Annotated in this window: 14 protein-coding genes; all 14 read right to left on the bottom strand. The window is 61.8% G+C overall.

The annotated features are described in order from the left end of the window. Positions 1-8: 8 nt before the first annotated feature. A complete protein-coding gene (locus tag AC4IHP_RS01275; protein ID WP_039757346.1) occupies positions 9-1,028 on the bottom strand; it encodes a tetratricopeptide repeat protein in 1,020 nt (339 codons plus the stop codon). 5 nt (positions 1,029-1,033) lie between these two features. Then, the gene (locus AC4IHP_RS01270; protein ID WP_490830686.1) at positions 1,034-3,070 is read right to left on the bottom strand and encodes a type VI secretion system Vgr family protein; all 2,037 of its coding nucleotides are present in this window, start codon (positions 3,068-3,070) and stop codon (positions 1,034-1,036) included. A 28-nt stretch (positions 3,071-3,098) separates the two neighbouring features. Continuing rightward, positions 3,099-4,100, bottom strand: a complete 1,002-nt coding sequence (locus AC4IHP_RS01265) for a serine/threonine-protein kinase (protein ID WP_490830685.1) — start codon at positions 4,098-4,100, stop codon at positions 3,099-3,101. Then, on the bottom strand, positions 4,097-4,825 hold the full coding sequence (locus tag AC4IHP_RS01260; RefSeq protein ID WP_041476618.1) for a PP2C family protein-serine/threonine phosphatase: 729 nt from the start codon (positions 4,823-4,825) through the stop codon (positions 4,097-4,099). The genes AC4IHP_RS01265 and AC4IHP_RS01260 overlap by 4 nt, the downstream gene beginning before the upstream one ends. Next, positions 4,825-8,364 carry a type VI secretion system membrane subunit TssM gene (gene tssM / locus AC4IHP_RS01255; RefSeq protein WP_490830684.1) on the bottom strand — a complete coding sequence of 1,180 codons (3,540 nt, stop codon included), beginning with the start codon at positions 8,362-8,364 and terminating at the stop codon, positions 4,825-4,827. Before tssM ends, AC4IHP_RS01260 begins: the two co-directional genes overlap by 1 nt. Positions 8,365-8,378: 14 nt before the next feature. Next, a complete protein-coding gene (gene icmH, locus AC4IHP_RS01250; RefSeq protein WP_016772511.1) occupies positions 8,379-9,254 on the bottom strand; it encodes a type IVB secretion system protein IcmH/DotU in 876 nt (291 codons plus the stop codon). 5 nt (positions 9,255-9,259) lie between these two features. Beyond that, the gene (tssK, locus tag AC4IHP_RS01245) at positions 9,260-10,591 is read right to left on the bottom strand and encodes a type VI secretion system baseplate subunit TssK (protein ID WP_016772510.1); all 1,332 of its coding nucleotides are present in this window, start codon (positions 10,589-10,591) and stop codon (positions 9,260-9,262) included. 2 nt (positions 10,592-10,593) lie between these two features. Continuing rightward, positions 10,594-11,094 carry a type VI secretion system lipoprotein TssJ gene (tssJ, locus tag AC4IHP_RS01240; protein WP_016772509.1) on the bottom strand — a complete coding sequence of 167 codons (501 nt, stop codon included), beginning with the start codon at positions 11,092-11,094 and terminating at the stop codon, positions 10,594-10,596. A 5-nt stretch (positions 11,095-11,099) separates the two neighbouring features. Then, positions 11,100-12,296 (bottom strand): type VI secretion system-associated FHA domain protein TagH, encoded by a 1,197-nt coding sequence (gene tagH, locus AC4IHP_RS01235; RefSeq protein WP_490830683.1) that lies wholly within the window; start codon positions 12,294-12,296, stop codon positions 11,100-11,102. An 18-nt stretch (positions 12,297-12,314) separates the two neighbouring features. Next, on the bottom strand, positions 12,315-12,455 hold the full coding sequence (locus AC4IHP_RS01230; RefSeq protein ID WP_003229566.1) for a hypothetical protein: 141 nt from the start codon (positions 12,453-12,455) through the stop codon (positions 12,315-12,317). Positions 12,456-12,548: 93 nt separating this feature from the next. Then, complete coding sequence (locus tag AC4IHP_RS01225) at positions 12,549-14,069, bottom strand: sigma-54 interaction domain-containing protein (RefSeq protein ID WP_490830682.1); 1,521 nt, start codon at positions 14,067-14,069, stop codon at positions 12,549-12,551. A gap of 10 nt (positions 14,070-14,079) precedes the next feature. Next, the gene (gene tssH, locus AC4IHP_RS01220) at positions 14,080-16,737 is read right to left on the bottom strand and encodes a type VI secretion system ATPase TssH (protein ID WP_490830681.1); all 2,658 of its coding nucleotides are present in this window, start codon (positions 16,735-16,737) and stop codon (positions 14,080-14,082) included. An 11-nt stretch (positions 16,738-16,748) separates the two neighbouring features. Next, positions 16,749-17,756, bottom strand: coding sequence for a type VI secretion system baseplate subunit TssG (gene tssG, locus AC4IHP_RS01215; RefSeq protein ID WP_056790879.1), 1,008 nt, complete (start codon positions 17,754-17,756; stop codon positions 16,749-16,751). Then, positions 17,720-19,507, bottom strand: coding sequence for a type VI secretion system baseplate subunit TssF (gene tssF, locus AC4IHP_RS01210; RefSeq protein ID WP_039757337.1), 1,788 nt, complete (start codon positions 19,505-19,507; stop codon positions 17,720-17,722). The genes tssG and tssF overlap by 37 nt, the downstream gene beginning before the upstream one ends. Between the last annotated feature and the right edge of the window lie 18 nt (positions 19,508-19,525).

The raw sequence follows: 19,525 nt of genomic DNA, 5'->3' as shown, positions 1-19,525 counted from the left end.
TGCAATAATCAGTAGCAATAGCTCGCTTTAGTAATTTCAGCGGTCTGTTTATTTAGACGTTCCAAATGTGCGATAGACCCTTTGCTGCCTTTTTTGGCAGCCACTTGGTAGCACGCAACCGCCCGGGACATGTCCTTCGTTACCAGCTCTCCAGTTTCAAAGGCACGCCCGAGTGCATTTATCGCAAAAGCACTTCCCATACGGGCCGCTTGCGTCAGCGCTTCCTCGGCCTGTGCTGGATGCTGGCAAGGGCCATTGGAGGAAATGTTGTTTCCATCGCAATAAAACAACGAGAGGCTCATCGCCCCCTCAGGCAGAGTGGTCGCTGCTGCCTTGAATAGCTGCTCAACCTTCTCCGTTTGCAACTGCGGAGCCATTCCGGAAAGACTCAAGCTTGCTGCATTCAAACTAGCCTGGGGATCACCGGAAGCGGCTGCGCATAGATAGTTTTCCAAGGAAGCTTCAAACAACTCACCTGTGAGTCGGTACTGCTCCAGCCCCCCTAGGCCTCTAAAGGCCTCTGCACGTTGAAAGCAAAAATTCTCTGCCTCGCTCATGCGGGGCTTGCTCGTCTCTACGAGATCTTTCTCACTGATCGACCAATCTTCAACCCCCTCAAGCACCCAACACGCTTGGCGAGAAAAATTAAAAATCTTGATGTTGCTATTACCTGCTCGCTTATCCACTACGTTGAAATGATTATCGTCAATCTCCTCAACCTCTACGCCTTCAGTCTTGTCCGCGCCTACAGGCGCCATCAACGGAAACGCTAAATTGGTGCTAGTAAGCCCCATCGTTTTAGGCTCAAAAACCCCATGATCTCCCACCGGTTTCAAAACCAGCGACTTCACCGTCATCGCAGTCCACCGCTGCTGAGTTTCGGCATTCGCAGAAAACGCCGGCAGAAACTGGGAAAAGTCCTCGGACGGACATTCATCCGCATAAGCGCTGCCATGAAACAGGCTCAACAGCGACGCGGTGAAAACCGCTATCGCGATGCCATTGCTCTTCTTCAAAACACCATTCATGTCGATCACTCGGAAAACACAAAAAAAGCCTTCGGCTTAACCTTCTCAGGCACCGCATTCGCCAACGCCTGATCCATCAAACTCCCCGCCTTATCCTTATCCGCCGCCCCCGGCAGCACCGGCGGTGTAATCCCGATGCCCGTCCCCGACCCAGCCGAGCCACCCGCATTGATCTTGATCACCGGCCCAACCACCGTCACCCCACCGCCATCGAGCTTGATAAAGCTCCCACCCCCAAGAATGGTCAGCTCCGTCCCCGCCTCAATAACGATCTTGTCCCCAGCCTTGAGGTGAATCTCTTTCCCCACACTGGTCAGTTGCGCAGTCCCCAGCTTCACGTGCTGGTTCTGCCCAATCGTCAAATGATCATCCAGCTTCGCTTCAACCTTGCGGTCAGCAATCGTGGTGCGGTGTTCTTCAGCCTTCAGCTCGGTGTAGGTGTTCTTCACCACCGTGTCATGACGTTCATTACCGACCCGAATCTTCTGGTCATGCTCAACGTTTTCATCCCAATCACGCTGGGCATGAATGTAGATCTGCTCCGCACCTTTCTTGTCTTCAATGCGCAGCTCGTTATAGCCACCGCCCCCCGGCGAGCTAAGCGTTTTGAACACGCTGCGAGTCTTGTTCGCCGGCAAGGCATACGGCACCGGGTTTTCCTTGTGGTACAGGCAGCCGGTCACCAGCGGTTGGTCGGGGTCGCCTTCGAGGAAGGTGACGAGGACTTCCATGCCGATGCGCGGGATGCTGATCGCGCCGTAGCGGTCGCCGGCCCAGGAGCTGGAGACGCGTAGCCAGCAGCTGGTTTTGTCATCGGCGAGGCCTTCACGGTCCCAGTGGAATTGCACTTTGATGCGGCCGTATTGGTCGCAGTGGATTTCTTCGCCTTTGGGGCCGGTGACCATGGCGGTCTGGCTGCCGAGCACGCGTGGTTTCGGGTGTTCGAGGGCCGGGCGGTAGAACACGTCCCACGGGGTGGCGAGGAAGGTGTTGCGGTAGCCTTGGTGGAAGTCGTCCTTATTGTCGGTGGTGTCGCTGGTCACGCCTTCTTCGAGGACTTGCGGCTGCTTGCCTTCGTGGAAGATTTCGGTGAGCAGCCACAGGTCGTTCCACTCACTGCGCGGGTGGTCGGACATTTCCATGAAGTGGCCGCTGACCAGTTTGGTCTGGTCGCCGCGACCTTCGGCCTGGCGGTAGTCGGCGCGATGGCGTTCGAGGGCGCGTTGGCTGAGGAACTTGCCGCGCGCGCGGTCGATGAAGCGGCCGGGGTAGTCGTAGTCTTCGAGATCCGGTTCAGTGCTGTCGCCGTCCGGTTTGTAGGCCGCTTCCATTCGCAGGCGCGGTTTTTCGAAGTCGTAGTCGCGGCGCGTGGTGCGCGTGGTGCGGGTTTCCAGGCGCAGTTTGAAGGCTTTGATCACCGGCTCGTCGGCGACCATACCGCTGCCCTGCACATAAGCAGTTGGCTGCCCAAGGTTCTGGAACACGGTCTGGTCGTCGCCGAACACCAGCAGGTGGGCCTTTTCGCTGTGCTGGAAGTGGTAGTGAATGCCTTCCTCTTCGCACAGGCGCTGAACGAAATGCAGGTCGGTTTCGTCGTACTGCACGCAGTAGTCGCGATCCGGGCACGGCTGGCTGAGCTGGAAGCTGTAGGCGTTGCTCTTGATGCCGTGCTCTTCGAGGATCAGCGCGATGATTTTCGGCGCCGACATCTGCTGGTAGATGCGCTGGTTGGTGCGGTGATGCAGGTATTGCAGTTGCGGCACGATCGACACTTTGTAGCGGGTCAGGCGCTTGCCGGCATCGCCCTGGGCGACGCGGTAGATCTGCCCGTGAATGCCGGATCCTTGTGGATCGAATGCGAGAAACGCCTGCTTGTGCAGCAGTTGTTCCAGATCCAGATCAGGGTTTTCGCTGACCAGTTCGAGGTCGAAGCGATACGCCTGGCTGATGCCTTCGGTGCCGGTGAACGACAGCACTTGCAGGTCGCCGACGTAGTCTTCGACCTTGAGGCTGAAGTGGGTTTCGTTAGCTGAGTTGAACATTGTGTGCTCCCTGTTCGAATGTCATCCGTTACGCCCGAAGTCGCAGACGTTGCAGCCAGGACGAAGTGGCGCCCAAGGCGTCACGCAATTGTTGGGCAGTGATGGTGCGTTCTGCCGGGTTGAAGCTCAGCGCGGTTCGCAGCGCGTGCCAGCCGTGCTGGGGTAGATTCGCTGGGGCGCTCAGCTCGCGCTCCAGATGCTCGTCGCGGGCCTGGGTCGAGGGCAAGCGGCGGAACGGGTGTTTGCCGCTCGCCAGTTCATAGATCACGCAGGCCACGCCGTACACGTCCGCGCTGGCCGACAACGGTTGGCCCTCAAGCAGTTCGGGGGCGGCGTAGCCCGGGGTCCAGGCGTTGAAGCGCTCGCGGCTCAGGTGCGGCAGGCCGGGCAAGATGCCCTCCTCTGCCTGCCCCAGACCGAAGTCGAACAGGCGCAGGCCGTCTTCGCTGAGCATGACGTTGCTCGGTTTCAGATCACCGTGCAGCACGCCGCGACGGTGGGCGTAGGCCAACGTGTCGAGCAGCGGCAGGACGATGTCGCGCAGTTCTTGCCACGGCAGGCCGAGGGGCCGCTCGCAGAGCAATTTGTCCAGGGTCAGGCCACGCATGTATTCCATGGTGATGAAGGCCCGCTGGCAGTCGGTGTCGACTTCAAAGGTGTGCGCACGTACGACGTTGTCGTGGCGCAGACGCCGGGTCAGGGCGAACTCGCTGTAGAGCAAGGCACTGGCATCCGGCGATTCGGCAAATTCTTCGCTGAGGATTTTCAGCGCAATGTAAGGGTCGGGATCGCCGAACTGTTCGTGCAGCAGATCCCGCGCCCGGTAAACGGCGCCCATGCCACCGGCCCCGAGCAGACGCTCGAGGTGGTAGCGACCGGCGAGTACATCCGGCAGTGCACCGATGCTGGCCTTGGTTGGCGCCAGCAAAGGCTCTGCCTTGTTTTCCTTGGCGAAGGCGAAGTAGGTCAGGTTGTTGGCCTGTTCTTCGCTGATCAGCAAGTCATCGATGGGCGATTCGAGTTCACTCATTGGCGGATCACCACGGCAGTCAGGTTGTCACGCGCGGCGCCACGCAGAGCGCCGTCGAACAAACGTTCCAGCGCCACGTGCGGCGCGCTGAGGCTGAGGGCGTTGCCGAGGGCATCGCTGCTCAGGCCCTGATACAAACCATCGCTGCAGAGCAAAAACACATCGCCCGGATAGACCTCGAGTTCAAGCACATCCAGGGTCAGTGTGTCGGCGGCGCCGACGGCTCGGGTCAGTGCCTGAGCCGCCGGGTGCGCTGCCGCCTGTTCGACGCTCATTTGCTGCTCGTCGATCAATTGCTGTTGCAGCGAATGGTCCTTGGACAGCTGATACAGCCGCTGCCCGCGCCACATGTAGCAACGACTGTCGCCGGCCCAGATGCAGGCCGCGCGATTGCCTTCCACCAGCAGCGCGACGACGGTGCTGCCCATGATGCTGTCGTGGCGTCCGGCGGTGACGGTCAACTCCTGCCCCAAACGCCGGTTCAGCCAGTGCAGGCACTGGCGGATGGCTTTGAGGCGTTCGTCGAAGTCCTCGTGTTGCGGCAACTCAGCCAGGCTGGCGACGATCAACTGGCTGGCGATGTCGCCACCCTGATGACCGCCCATGCCGTCCGCGACCACCCACAGCCCATGCTGCGGCGAGTCGAGGAAGGCATCTTCGTTGCGCGCCCGCACCTTGCCCGGGTCGGTACGCGCCGCGCTGCGCCAGGGACTGGCCACCAGCATCAGAGCTGCACCGGCATACGGAAAGTACGCAGTACGCCCATGTCAAACGGGTTCGGCGTGCGCTGGCTGGTCAGCAGGTAGTTGGCGCGCAGGCCGCCCACGTCGGCTTTCAGTACCAGCACGTCACGACCGTTCAGGTACTCGGTCTGCATCAGGTCGAACAGACGGAACAGCGACCATGGGCCGGAGTTCTTCTCGATCCCGATCGGACGCCCGGCCATCTTGTCCATGACCAGGCTGGTGCGACCGTCTTCAGCATCGGTCGGCCACTTGAAGGTCATTGGCAGGATCGGGCCGTGACGGTATTCCATGGTCTTGTCGCCGAACTTGAATTCGGAACGGCTGACCGCCGGGTCGAGGGTGTACGGTTCAAGTTTGAACTGCACGGTCGGCTCAGCCGGGTTGATCGAGAAGAAGCTCTGGCGAATCGTCTGCGCCGCCGCCATCTGATCGAGGTAGACCTTCGATACCGGCAGGCTGTGACCATCGACGCTGCGCATGCGGTAGTTGCCCGGATCGCCGCTGACGAACGGACGCATGTAGCTGTCGAAGAAGCGGTCGACGGTACCTTGAGCGCGGAAGAACTCGCGGAAGTCGCTGATCGCCACGTCGCTGGTGCTGCTGGCGCTGAACGGATAACGCTTGCTGATGGTTTTGCCATACACGCTGTACAGCTCGTTCTGATAACGGCCGTTCAGGTATTGATAGGCATCGTTGAGCACCAGTCGCCAAGAGTCTTCGGCCAGCACGTTGAACCACACGCTCAGCGGACGCGGCAGACGACCGGAAGCATTACGCAGGTTGGTCAGCGCATCACGCTGGCCGCTCATGCGCGTCTTGGCCATCTCGAACGCGGCTTGCTCCGGCGTGCTGGAACGGGCCAGACCGGCCAGTTGCAGTTGCAGGTCGTTGAGCGCGCTGAACGCTGGCGTCAGGTCAGCGCCCGGGCCGTTGTTGTCATCGAGCAGACGATGCAGCGGTTCGAAGCGGCGTTGCAGGGATTTCTTCGCGGTGTCCGGCAGGTTCTTCGCCACGTTCAGCGCCGAAGCCTTGTCGGCGGCAGCTGCGGCGAGTTTGCCGACCTTGCCCAGTTTGCCTTTCTGCCCGGCCAGCGCATCGGCAGCTTCACCGGCTTCATCGACCGGATCAGCCGCGGCTTCGAAGCGGGTGTTTTCGCGCACTTCGGTGAGCAATGCGAGGACCGGCGAGTTGGCCGAAGTCAGGCCCGCCAGTTGCTCGGCGCCTTCGCCGGCGTCGCTGATTGGCGGCAATGCGACCTGGCCAACGGCTTCGCTCCAGTAGTTGGCGTAGTCGCGGAAGTACAGCTGCTCGAGCTCGACCATCAGGCGACGCAAGTCCATGTCGCTGATGCCCGCGCCTTCGCCCAGCACCCAGTTGTCACGCAGGATATCGGTGACCAGCGCCGCGCCCTGCACCGAGAAATACTGCTGATAACCCTGCTGGGTGTAGAAGCCCGGAATCACGTATTCAGTGCCGATGAACAACGAACCTTGCGGGCCGAGGTGCTGACTGAAGCGGTAGTCCGGCAGGTTGCGCGCCTGCTCGCGGAGCATGCGGTAAACCACATTGGCTAACGATTCGCTGCGCAGGACCTGACGCGCCTGTGTCACCAGTTGATCGTTCAGCGGGTAGATGAACGGCTGCTTGAGCAAGCGCTCGAGGTGCGTACTCAGACCATTCTGCACCGCTGTGTTGCCGGTGTAGCGCTGCGACCAGTCAGTGGCGACCCAGTCCTTGAGCCACGCCGCATCGCGACGATCCTTCATGTTCAGCATCAGGTACGCACGCAGGCTGTTGAGCAGGCGATCGCGGTCTTTCATGTTGGCGCGGATCTGCCCTTCGAGCATGGCCGCCACCCGGGGCAGCAACTGCGCTTCAAGCTCACGCTCGTAGGCGGTTTTCACCACCGGGTTGATCTCTTCGCCCTGATACAGGCCGCCACGTTCGTGGTACGACACGTCGCTCTTGCTCGGGAACACCTGGGTCGCGGCGTAGCTGGTGTCGAGGACTTTCAGCACACCCATGGCGTCATCGCGCGGCGTCACGGCCGAGCGTTGCTGGGTCCAGTTCTGCGCCAGCGTGCGCAGGTTTTCCAGGCGCTCGTAGTTGGCGGAGAAACCACCGGCCCAGAGCATGCCGAACAGTGCCAGTGCCGCCAGAGCGCCGACGTACAACGCACGCTGGCCCCAATGAATGCGGCTGCGCTCGCGCTTGTCCAGACCGGCCAGATCGGCTTCGGGGAATATCACTTGGCTGAGCAAGTGGTGGATGAAGCGCGAACGACCGCTGCGCAGGGTCGGCAGCACGCCGGCGTTCATGCCCAGGCTGGCGCCGATGCCGGCGGTGGTCGAATCCATTTCCTGGGTCAGGTGCGGTGCGCTGGTCAGGTAGAAACCGCGCAGTTGCGTGGCGCGCTGATAGCGGTTGCCGGTGAACGCCATGTCGACGAACAGGCACAGACGCTCGCCGATCTGCCCCAACTGATGCGGGAAGTCGAGAATGCGCCCACGGCGCTGAGTGTCGCGCTCGGAGTGCATGCGCATGATCACTTGGCTGTTCAGGCGGCGCAGCAGTTCTTCGAACTCGTTGCGCAGAACCGCGACGTCGGTGCCGACCTGATCCTTGCGGAAACTGGTGCCGAGCACCTGATCGCTTTCTTCGCGGGTCAGTTGATCGAAGAACTCGTCGAAGCCGAGCAGCTTGTCAGCCTTGCTCAGAACCAGATACACCGGCACGTCGACGTGCAGTTTCTGATGCACGTCCTGCAGACGGCTGCGTACCTGGCGCGCCAGCGTGTCGATGTCCTGCTCGCTGCCACCGGTGAGGGTTTCCACCGGAACGGTCACCAGCACGCCGTTCAACGGACGACCGCGACGACGCTTGCGCAGCAGCTCCAGCAGGGTTGTCCAGGCGTTGCCGTCGACTTCGGCGTCCGGTTGAGTGGTATAGCGCCCGGCGGTGTCGATCAGGACACCGTGGTCGGCGAAATACCAGTCGCAATGACGGGTGCCGAGGGTGTCGCGGGTCAGCTTGCGGTCGATCTTGTTGATCGGAAATTCCAGACCGGAAAAGTCCAGCAGGCTGGTCTTGCCGGAGGCCTGCGGACCGATCAGCAGGTACCACGGCAAGTCACTGCGCCAGCGCTCGCTGCGACCGCGATACAGGCTCGACGTCTTCAGGGTTTTCAGCGCGTCCTTGAAACGCGCCTTCAACTCTTTCTGTTCTTCGTCGATCAGCTCTTCGCGGCGGATACGGTCCTGGCCGTCCTCGCTTTCTTCCTCGGCTTTCTTGCGGATACCCGCGCGCCAGCTGACGAAGACCATGGTCAGGCCCCAGATCAGGAACAGCACGCTGATGGTCAGCAGGCGCGAGGTCGCGCTTTCCCAGAACTTGTAATCATCGACCGCCAACAACGGGCCGACGAACCACACCAGCAGCGCCACGAACAGCACCAGCAGCAGAGTCCAGACCCAGGTCTGGCGCAGGAAGGCGCCGACTTTCTTGAAAAACTTTTTCATCACACGTCCCTGTTTTACGGCTGCGCCTGCGGTTGTACCGCGGCTGGATCAAGCGGCTGATAAGGATGCAGAACGGTGTCGCGTTGTTCGCTCAGGACCCAGGCGAAGCCCGAATACATCACCACCAGGCAGACCAGAGTAAAGAGCACCACCATCCACGCCGGCACGATGCGCACCAGGTTGCGGCGCTGATCGTTGAGACCTTCCCAGTGCGGCGACAACTCGCGCGGCACGTCGCCGCGCAACTGACGGATCTGCCGGTACAAGGCGTCGCGGATGCCTTCAAGCTCGAGCATGCCGCGCGCCTGTACGCGGTACTTGCCCTCGAAACCGAGGGACAGGCACAGGTACATCAGTTCGAGCATCGGCAGGTGCTTGACCGGGTTTTTCGACAGCCGATCGAGCAGCTGGAAAAACTTCTCGCCGCCGAAGGTTTCGTTGTGGAAGCTGCTCAGCAGGCTCATCTGCGACCACTCGCTTTCGTTGCCCCACGGCGTGGTCACGACGGCTTCGTCGACCACGGTGCAGAGCACGTATCGCGCGGCCATTACCTGGCTGCTTTCGGCGCCGTTGTGCAGGGCGCGCACTTCGAACAACTTCAGCCCGGCGGTCAGACGCTCATTGAGTGCGTACAGATCTTCGCGGGTTTCGCTGTGCTTGAGACGCACCACTTCCGAGAGCAGATCGGACGAGGCCGCGACCAGCGAGTTGAGGCTGATGTTGAACGCTTCGGCCGGACGCAGGCGCGCAGCGTAGATCATGCGTTCTTCCAGTTGCTCGAAACGCGGCGGCGCGGCGAAGTCGGTCAGCGGACTCGATGCCGGTCCGTGGCCCTGACGGTCGAGCAGGACGGTTTTGTCGTCCTGGTTGTAATCCGTTTCCTTGATCATGTCGGTCAGTTCCTGATGGCCCAGAATTTCAGTTCAAGCTCGGCGAATTCGCCGGACACGTGGAACGCGAAACCGCCGGAGCGTTCGAGTTGTGCCAGGTCTTCGGAACTGAGTTCGAGGATGAAATAGGTTTTGTTCGAGTGGAACGCGATCTGCCGTGGGGCCACCGGCAACGGTTTGACCTTGATCCCCGGCAAGTGCAGGTTGACCAGTTGGCGGATGCGCTCCACCGGGCCGACCTTGAGGTGCTGCGGCAAACGCTGACGCAGTTCTTCGGAGTCGCAGTTGGCACTGGCTGCCAGTACGAACGAGGCCGAGCCGAGCAGTTTGTGATCGTGCAACGGCGAGACGATGATGCCGTACTGACGCGCCTGCAGGATCAGTTCGATGGCGTGCTGTTCGAGCACCATCGACAGCACTTGGCGGATCGCTTCCATCAGTTTGCGAAAGCTCGCGCCCTGATCGGCGTGGGAGTAGCGGCTGTCCAGACGCGGGCGTTTGCTCTCGCCGGAGAAGGTCGCCAGATCGCCGAGCATGGTCAGCAGCGTGCGGTACAACTCTTCCGGATGCACCTGTTCCAGACCGAGGTAATGGCGCAGCAGCAGTTCGGTGCGGTTGATCAGTTGCAGCATCATGAAGTCGCCGACTTCTGCGCCGCCAACCTTGCCGTTGGAGCGAATTCGCTCGGCGATGGTGTCGCCACGGTGGCTGAGCATGCTGATGACTTCTTTCAGGCACGACAGCAGGTAGCTGGAGGCGTGGGCCTGAATGTAGGTCGGGACGAAATCCGGGTCGAGGCTGATCACGCCGTCGGGTGTGGTATCGAGCACGTCGCAGATTTTCAGCTTCACGTAGGCCTGATCGCTCTGCTGCTCGCCGAGCAACAGTTTGAAGTCCGGACGACCGCAGCTGACCTGGCTGGCGGAATCATCGCCGGCGTTGGAGTCGGCGACTTCGGCGTCATACGCGGTGTAGCGCGCGAGCACGTCGGATTGCTCCGGGCGCCGGGCCTCGATGTGGTTGCCGGTGACCAGTGGCAGCGCCAGATAGATCGGCGTGTTGCCGGTGTTCGGCGGCACGTCCAGCGCCAGCGGCTCAGTGTTGCCACCGAGTTCGAACAGGCTGCCGTCCGGCAGGATCCCCGAGGCTTCACTGATCACCAGCTTGCCCATGTTGAGGAACTGCAAGTCGATTTCCAGATTGAGAAAACCCCAGGTGTAGCCACCGAGCAATTGCGTGCGGGTTTTCATCTGGTGATCGTAGTAACGATCGTTGTGCTGGAAGTGCTGCGGTCGCAGCAACATGCCTTCCTGCCAAATGACTTTATGGGTGTTCATGATCAGTCATCCGCCTTGGCGAGCACTTGTTGGGTGTTGCGGATACCGGCCTGATCGAGGGTCAGATCAGCCTCGGTGAGCTCCAGCGGAGTGATCTGCACGGTGTGCCGCCATTGCGTATCCGGCAGGTCGCGATAGGCAGCGAGGATGCCCACGTAACGGCTGCCCTCCTCCACGCTGAGTTTCAGTTCCACGGTTTCACCCGGGCGCAGTTCGAGTTCTTCACTGGCCACCAGATCCGGGTTGAGGGATTCCTTGGCGCGTTCGTAGAGGCTGAAGAAATCAGCGTTCTCGAAGGTCACCGGGTGCTTGAGTTCGAACAGGCGCACGACGATCGGCGACGGCCGACCGTTGAGATCCGGGTTGAGCTGATCGCTGCCGGTCAGCTTGAGGTTGATCTTGGTCACTTTCGAGTACGGCGACAGCGACGAGCAACCGGCAAGCAGCACCAGCACGGTGAGCGCAGTCAGCGTCTTGAAAAAAGCGGTCGAGCGGCGAGACATGCGCATCATCCTTGGTGGTCGGTGTGGAGGGTGGAGATCAGGCGGATCTGTTCTTCGTAGGCCTGGGCGAAGTCGCGGGCCAGCAGACGCTCGCTCCAGTCATCGTCCTGACGCAGTGCCTGGTGATAGCGGCCGAACGCTCTCCAGCGCCCACCCGATGTTGCAATCAATGGCTTGTTGTCGCGCTCGAAACGCAGGGTCAGCTGCTCTGGCGAGAAGTGCTCCAGCGTGCCGCGTACGGCGGCGCGACTGGCGGTGAGCAAAGCCACTTGGTGCGCCTGCAAATCACGGAACGCGCGGGAGATCGCCTGCTCGGCCGGCAGATGGCCGGGCTTGCTTGGCTGCAACAGGATCTGCAGTGCTTCGCTCGGATCGACGGCGAATTTCAGCGGGTTCTTGTTGGTGCCTTGCACAGTGGTCTGGGCCAGACGCAATTCGTTTTTCAGCTCGGAGCGGGTACGCAGGCTCTGCTGCAAACCGCCGATGCTCTGGCGCAGCAGGCGCGCAGCGTTGAGCGCCAGCGCTTCACGTTCGTCGTGGCTGAGGCCTTTGACGTCGACGCCCAGCGCCGCGCCGAAGTGTTCCCAGAAACCTTCGCTCTGACGCTCGACGGCTTTCGGCGCAGGCGCTGGCTCAGGTTCGGCCGGGGCGGCAATCAGCTCCGGGACCATCAGGCTTTCCATGTCGATGCGCGCGTAGTCGGCACGCTGACGGGAATCTTCCGGCTTGGCGGTGGGCGACAGCAGCTCATCGATTTCCGAGTAGACGCGCTCTTGCTGTTCGAGGGCGTTGAGCGGGTCGAGATCGAGAAAGGCGTCGTCCGGAATGATGCTGCCAGCCGCGCGCGGGCGACCGACTTCGCCGTCGAAGGTCGCCGGGTCACGGACCAGCCGCGCGCGGATCTCGAAGTCGCCGAGAATGTAGGTGCTGCCGTGCTCGATGCGCACCGGCTCGCCCTTGTGCAGGCGTGCGCCACTGCTGCCGTCCTGGACACCGTTGCTGCTGGTGTCGGTGAGGAAGAACGAGCCCTCGCGGTAGCTGACAATCGCGTGATGATTGGACAGGTGACGCTTGCGGTCAGGGATGATCCAGTCGCAATCCTCGCCGCGCCCGATCACGCCGCCGGCCTGTTTGAAGGTCCGCTGGCACAACTCGGTGGGCACGAACTGCTTGGTGTTCAGCATTTCGAAAACCAATTCCATGTTTGATGCTCCTTGCGGTCACTTGCCGCGATTGACCGCTTGCGGATCACCCAACGGGCGATAGTCGTTGTCGTTGAATTTGTAATTGCCGCTACAGCCGCCAAGGCCGCATAGAACGACGAGGGTCAGCAGGACAGCGTGCCAGTGACGAACAGACATCAGAGGGTCTCCAGATGTAGACAAAGCACAAAGCGCCGACCCTTGCGGGCGGCGCTGAAATGGGTTTTTGCGGACATCTCGCGGGCTCTTTGCCTAGCCATCGAAATCTCCCAGATTGATGTTCAAGCGCCCCAGCCGATACAGCAGCGTGCGCCGTGGCAGGCCCAGTTCGCGGGCGGCGAGGGTCTGGTTGCCGTCGTTCTTGCGCAGGCAATCAAGCAATAACGTGCGCTCGACCTGCTCCAGCCGCTCGCGCAGATTCAGGCCGCTGTTGTCTTCGGGCATCGCTTCCAGGCGCAGGGAAAAATGCTCGGCGAGCAACTCGCCGCCCTCGCAGAGCAACACTGCACGCTCGACCAGCGCCTTGAGTTCGCGGACGTTGCCGGGAAAGGTGTAACCGCACAGATGCTCCAGCGCCGAGTCCGACCAGCGCACCGGATCGCGCTGCAAAAACGTGCAGGTCTTCTCGGCGAAATGCCGGGCCAGATCGAGGATGTCGCCTTCGCGCTGACGCAGGGCCGGCAGTTCGATCGGGAATTGCTTGAGGCGGTAGTACAAGTCCTCGCGGAACTTGCCTTCGCTGACCAGCGCCGCCAGATCACGGTGCGTCGCGGCGATGATGCGCACGTCGATCTTGTGGGTGTCGTTGGAACCCAGCGGACGAATCTCGCCTTCCTGCAACACACGCAGAATCTTCGCTTGCAGCGACAGCGGCATGTCGCCGATCTCATCCAGCAGCAGCGTGCCGCCATTGGCTGCGTCGAACAGCCCGGCGCGATCGCGATCGGCGCCAGTGAAGGCGCCTTTGCGATAGCCGAACAGCTCGCTTTCCAACAGGTTTTCCGGGAACGCCGCACAGTTCTGCACGATGAACGCCTGGGAGCGACGCGGGCCGCAATCGTGAATCGCCCGCGCCACCACTTCCTTGCCGGTGCCGGTCTCGCCACGCAACAGCACGGTGTACGGGCTGTGGAGGATCTTGCTGATCAGCGAGTAGGTCTGGCGCATCGCCGCGCTTTTACCGATCAGGCCGTAGCCGCTGATGCTCGGCACACTGCGTGTGGCGGTGGCCGATTCGGCCGGCGGCTGGCGCAGGCGTTGCAGCAGATGCAGTTGGCCGAGCACGAACGAGCCGAGCTGGCCGAGGGAATCGGCGAAACCCTGCAGGTCAGTGCGACGACGGCTGGCGCAGAGCAGCAAGCCCTCGACCGACTTGTGCTGATTGACCAGCGGCACGCACAACAGCGACTGCCACGGCGTGCTAGCGGCCGGCAGAAAACTGGTTTCGTGCAGGCTTCCGGTGAGGTCGTCGAGGCAGACCACGCGGTTCTGGCACAGGGCAAATTGAAGCAGTTGCTCACCGTTGTAATCCGCCGGCAGGCTCGCCGCCTGACGCGGTTGCAGCGCGCCGTCGAGGCACTCGGCATTCATCCCCAGGCAGGTGTGGGTGGCGTCGAGCAGGTACAGCTGCGTCAGTTCGCAGCCGCTGAGCTCGGCCAGCCCACGGACGAATTCACCCAGCAGCGCAGCACTGTCCGCCGCGCGCGACAGACTGGCGAACTGCGCCAGCAACGCTTCGGCGTAGACCAGTGGCTGCGGCACTTGAGTGAACATCACGCCCACCTCAGACGAACTCGCAGGTCACGCTGGAGTTGCCGTCGAGCGTGGCATGCACACGCTTGAGGCTTTCGCCGGTCGCCATCGCATCGAGCAGACGATCAGCCACCAGCGGCAGCACGTGCTGGTCGAGCAGATGGTCGATCAGGCGCGCGCCGCTTTCGCTTTGCGTGCAGCGTTCGGACAGGTGATCGACGAGGTTCTGGCACCAGCTGAATTCCAGCTGACGACGGTTCAGGCGCTCGCCGAGACGGCCGAGTTTGATCTCGATCAGCTCGCGCAGCACCGGGCCGCCGACCGGGTAGTACGGCACCACTTTCATCCGCGCCAGCAGCGCCGGTTTGAAGTGCTTGCTGAGTACCGGGCGAATGGTTTCTTCGAGCACTTCGGCGGTCGGACGTGCGCCGTTTTCGCAGAGGTCGCTGATCTTGTCGCTACCGAGGTTCGAGGTCATCAGGATCAACGTGTTGCGGAAGTCGATCTCGCGACCTTCGCCATCGTTGGCCACGCCTTTGTCGAAGATTTGGTAGAACAGGTTGAGCACGTCCGGATCAGCCTTCTCGACTTCATCGAGCAACACCACCGAATACGGCTTCTGACGCACGGCTTCGGTGAGCATGCCGCCCTCGCCGTAACCGACGTAGCCCGGTGGCGCACCGATCAGGCGCGAGACGGTGTGCTTTTCCTGGAACTCGGACATGTTGATGGTGGTGATGAAGCGATCACCGCCGTACAACAGGTCCGCCAGGGCCAGCGCGGTTTCGGTCTTGCCGACGCCGCTCGGGCCGACCAGCAGGAACACCCCGACCGGTGCGTCAGGCTTGTTCAGACCGGCAGCGGTGGCGCGCATCGAGCGATCCAGTGCGTGCACGGCTTGTTCCTGACCACGGATGCGCGTGCGCAGGTCGGTGGCGAAACTGGCGACCTTGGCGTTGTGCTCGCGGGCCAGTTGCGCCAACGGCACACCGGTCCAGGCGCTGATCACTTCGGCAACCAGACGCGGGCAGACTTCGAAGCTGACCAGACGTTCTTTGACTTGCGCAGCGGTCAACGCGGCGTGGGTTTCATGCAGCTGGGCTTCCAGCGCTTCGACGCTTTGGCCTTCTTCAACCTCGGCGACCACGGTTTCAATCACGGTGCCTTCGGCGTCTTCTTCCACGCTGACGGTCGGCTCGACAGCTGCAGCCTCGCGGGCCTTCGCCAGTTGCTGACGCAGTTCCAGCAGACGCTCGGCGAGCTCTTTCTGCTCAGTCCACAGGGTCTCGAGCGCAACCATCTCGCTTTCGGCTTCGTCCAGCCGCGCTTCCAGTGCCTCCAGCGCTTCGTGGTCGATGAGCAGGCCGGCCTCGGCATCGCGACGCAGGGCCTGGCGCTGACGGCCGCCTTCAGCCAGTTCGCCACGCAGGCGTTCAAGGCTTTCCGGGGCGGCGGCGAGGCTGATGCGCACGCGGGCGCACGCAGTGTCGAGGACGTCGACAGCCTTGTCCGGCAGTTGCCGACCGGCCAGGTAACGCGCGGACAACTCAGCAGCGGACACCACCGCGTCATCGCGCAGGTAGATGCCGTGGCTCTTCTCGTAGACCTGAGCCAGACCACGCAGAATGGTCACCGCTTCGCTGACGGTCGGTTCGTGCAATTGCACAGGCTGGAAACGACGGGCCAGCGCCGGGTCTTTCTCGAAGTATTTCTTGTACTCGGCCCAGGTGGTCGCGGCGATGGTGCGCAGTTCGCCACGGGCCAGCGCCGGTTTCAGCAGGTTGGCTGCATCGGAACCGCCGGCATTGCCGCCCGCGCCGATCAGCGTGTGGGCTTCGTCGATGAACAGAATGATCGGTTTCGGCGAGGCTTTGACTTCGTCGATCACGCCTTTCAAACGGCGCTCGAATTCACCTTTGACGCTGGCGCCGGCCTGCAACAGGCCCATGTCCAGCGACAGCAATTCAACGCCTTTGAGCACCTGCGGCACTTCACCGGCAGCGATGCGCGAGGCGAGACCTTCGACGATGGCGGTTTTACCGACGCCGGCCTCACCGACGACGATCGGGTTGTTCTTGCGCCGACGGGCGAGGATGTCGACCATCTGCCGGATCGCGCCGTCACGGCACAGCACGGGGTCGAGTTTGCCGTCGCGGGCCTGTTGGGTCAGGTTGTGGGTGAAGCGCTGCAACAGCGATTCGCCTTGTGCCGCCGGCTTGCCATTGGCCGCCGGCTGCTCCTGTTGCGACAGGGCAAATTCCTTCAAACGATCGATGTTCAGCTTGGCAAGCAGCGGTTGATAGCGGCTGCCGGCATAACGCATCGGGTTGCGCAGCAACGCCAGGATCAGCGCGGCGTCCTCGACCTGGGTCTGGCCCAGTTCGAGGTTGGCCACCAGCAGCGCGTCTTGCAGCCATTGCACCAGTTCCGGAGCGAACACCGGGTTGCGCGAAGCGCTGTGCTCGACCCGCGACTGCAATGCAGCGGTCAGTTCACCGGCGTCGACGTCAGCATCTTGCAACGCGCGCGACAGCAAGCCGTTCGGACGCTCGAGCAAGCCCAGCAGCAAGTCTTCGACGAGGATCTTGCTGCCGCCACGGGCGACGCAACGCTCGGCCGAACGCTCCAGATCACGACGGGTTTCGGCGTCCAGCGCCTGGATGAGTTGTTGCAGGTCTACGTTGATCATGGCTCACGTCCTTAATGAATTTTGCTGCCCAGGGTCACCACGCCGTCCGCTTTTTCGCGGCCCAGCCAACTGGTCCAACCGAGGCGACAGGCGTTCTGCTCACCGATGCGCAGTTCGCGGATTTCTTCCTGGCGCAGGACCAGGCGAATGTCGTAATCGAGCGGGTCACGCAAGGTGAACCGCACCAGCGCGCAAAGCGGCTGGTAACCGAAACCGATCGGCAGGAATTCATGGAATCGCTGCCAGTCGAGTTCGGTGATGTGAATGCGGAATTTGCCGCTGCGATCGCGCACGTGTTCGCCCAGCACCAGGTCTTCGCCGAGTACGCTGTTGGCGCGGCCCAAACGATTGCGCTGCTCGTCGAGGATTTCCACGCGGCGCTCGATGCATTGCTCGATGACCAGGTCTTCGTGCTTGAAGTAGTAACGCAGCACGGCTTCGATCAGCGCCGCCGAGTGCGCCCGCAAACTGAGCAGGCCGAGGTACGGCAGCAAGCGTTTCCAGTTGAGTTCCTTGGCCTTGCGGATCTCGTCGCCGCCCAGGCCGATCAGGGCGAACAGCTGCGCCGAGAACGGGTCGATCGCGCCGCTCTGGAAGCTCGCGCGGTAGCGGTACTTGCGCCAGATCGGCAGCATCAGTCGTTGCAGGCGATGGTGGAACAGGTCGAGGAAATTGCGCGTCGGGTTGCCGTCCTCGCTGTCGCCCAAGGCTTGTTCGCCATAGAACGCCGGCAGCGGCGAGCCGGAGCCGACCAGGCCGATCAGGTTGAAGCGCATGCGCGCGCGCATCTTGCCGTGCTCTTCGAAAAACTCGACGCGATCGACGTCGCTGCGCGGAAAGCCCAGGCTCGGGTTGGCCTGGAACTCGACCTGGTCGTACAGATCGTCTTCGCTCAGATGCGGGTGTGCCTCGCGCAGCCGGTCGATCACCAGCAGCACGGCCTGAAACAGCGAGTACTCGCGTATTACCTTGGTCAGCCCGCTTAAAGCAGGGGCTGCAGGCCCATACGTGGTGTCCATTGGTACACCTCTCCCTGTGTGCTTTTTACCCGCAGCTCATGGAATGAATTGAGACTGGCGTAAAGCGCGAAAAACTCGTTGAGAACCGAAGCGAAGACGAACAGGTCGCCTTCGCCGATATAGCCTTCCGGGTCGATGGTCAGTTCGGTGCGCAGACCGCGCACCGGCAGACCGCGATGCAGTCGGTCGACGTGGTGATGCTTGATGTGCTTGAGGCCGCCGAGCAGGCGTTTGCTGACCTTTTCCGCGTGCTGGTCGTAGTAACGCGGCAGGTCGTAGGTTTCCAGAATCACCTTCAACGCATTGACGTCCGCCAGCGACAGATAGTTAAGCGACATGTTGCTGATCAGCTTCCACAGGAAGTCACGGTTCAGCGGCGGCGCGAAGCTCGACGTGGCCGGGGTGATGTTGCGGAAACTGAGGAATTCCGGGGTCTGCTCGCTGGCCATGCAGATGTCGCCGAGCTTGAGCTTTTTCGGCAGGTTCTGGTTGGTGCACATCAGCTCGATCGACAGGGTTTCGTGGGCTTCGGTGTGGCGGATGCCGAAGCTCAGGTAAGTGTCGAGGCCGTCATGCAGCAAGGACGAACGTTGGCGAATGCTGTAATGCGGCCGGCTGTTGGGCACGTCGAAACTCGGGTCGTGCTCGAAGGATTCGAACGGCACGTATTCCTGATAACCGAGACCGCCGGGCTTCCAGCCAGTGACGGTTTCCACGGAGAACACACCGCAGTTTTCCAGGTCGTATTCCGCCGGCAGCAACAGGTATTCATCCTGCTTGCCGTCGAGGCGGATCGGCAGTGCATCGTGCTCGAACAGATTGACGATCGGCGTGCAGAACAGCTTCACGTTATCCAGAGTCGGACGCATGCGCATGATGCCGCTCTTGCGAATGTCGAAGCGCAATTCGAGGCCGCGCATCTGCTTGAGGGTGTCTTCCGGCAGCGCCTTGAGAATGTCCAGACCGTTGACGTCGACGAACAGGAATTTGTCCTGGAAGGCGAAGTATTCCTGCAGGTAGCGATAGCCACGGAAGGTGTTCAGCGGATACGGGATCAACGCTTCTTCTTCGGCAAAGCCCACCGGTTTGACCCGGTCGCCGGGGATCTTGAACGCCATCGGCTTGCCGCTGACGCCATCAATCGGCTTGCCGGCGCCGTCGAGCGGGATCAGTTCGATGCCGTCGAGGTTGCGCAGCAGGCTCAGGTACAACATCTGGCTGATGTAACGCTCGCCGGCAAAGTGCAGGCGCAATTTGCTCAGCTCCAGTTCGCCGAGGTGGCCGTCAGCGCTCATTTCCAGGCGCAGGCTGAGCAGCGAGCCATCGCCCTTCACCGAGTAATTCAGCGCGGCCAGATCCAGCGGCAACACCTCGGTCGGGTAGCACGTACGGAAGCGGCAGCGCACGTCTTCGATCGGCTTGCTCTCGATCGGCGTATCGCGCTCAACCAGCAGCGCCGGCCCGGAACGCTTGAGCGGATCAAACTGCAGAATGCTGAACGCCGGCAGCGGGCGCATGTAGTTCGGCCACAGCAGCTGCATCAGCGAATGGCTGAGCTCCGGCAGCTCGTCATCGAGCTTCTGGCGCAAACGCCCGGTCAGAAACGCAAAGCCTTCGAGCAACCGCTCCACATCCGGATCCCGCCCGGCCTGCCCCAGATACGGCGCCAGCGCCGGACTACGCTCGGCGAAACGGCGACCGAGCTGGCGCAGTGCGGTGAGTTCGCTTTGGTAGTAGTGGTTAAAGGACACGGGGTACCTGCCTGAAAA

Source organism: Pseudomonas sp. UF-293 (genome assembly GCF_058245595.1).
The sequence above is the reverse complement of the archived record's forward strand: the minus strand, read 5'-3'. Positions and strand labels throughout refer to the sequence as shown.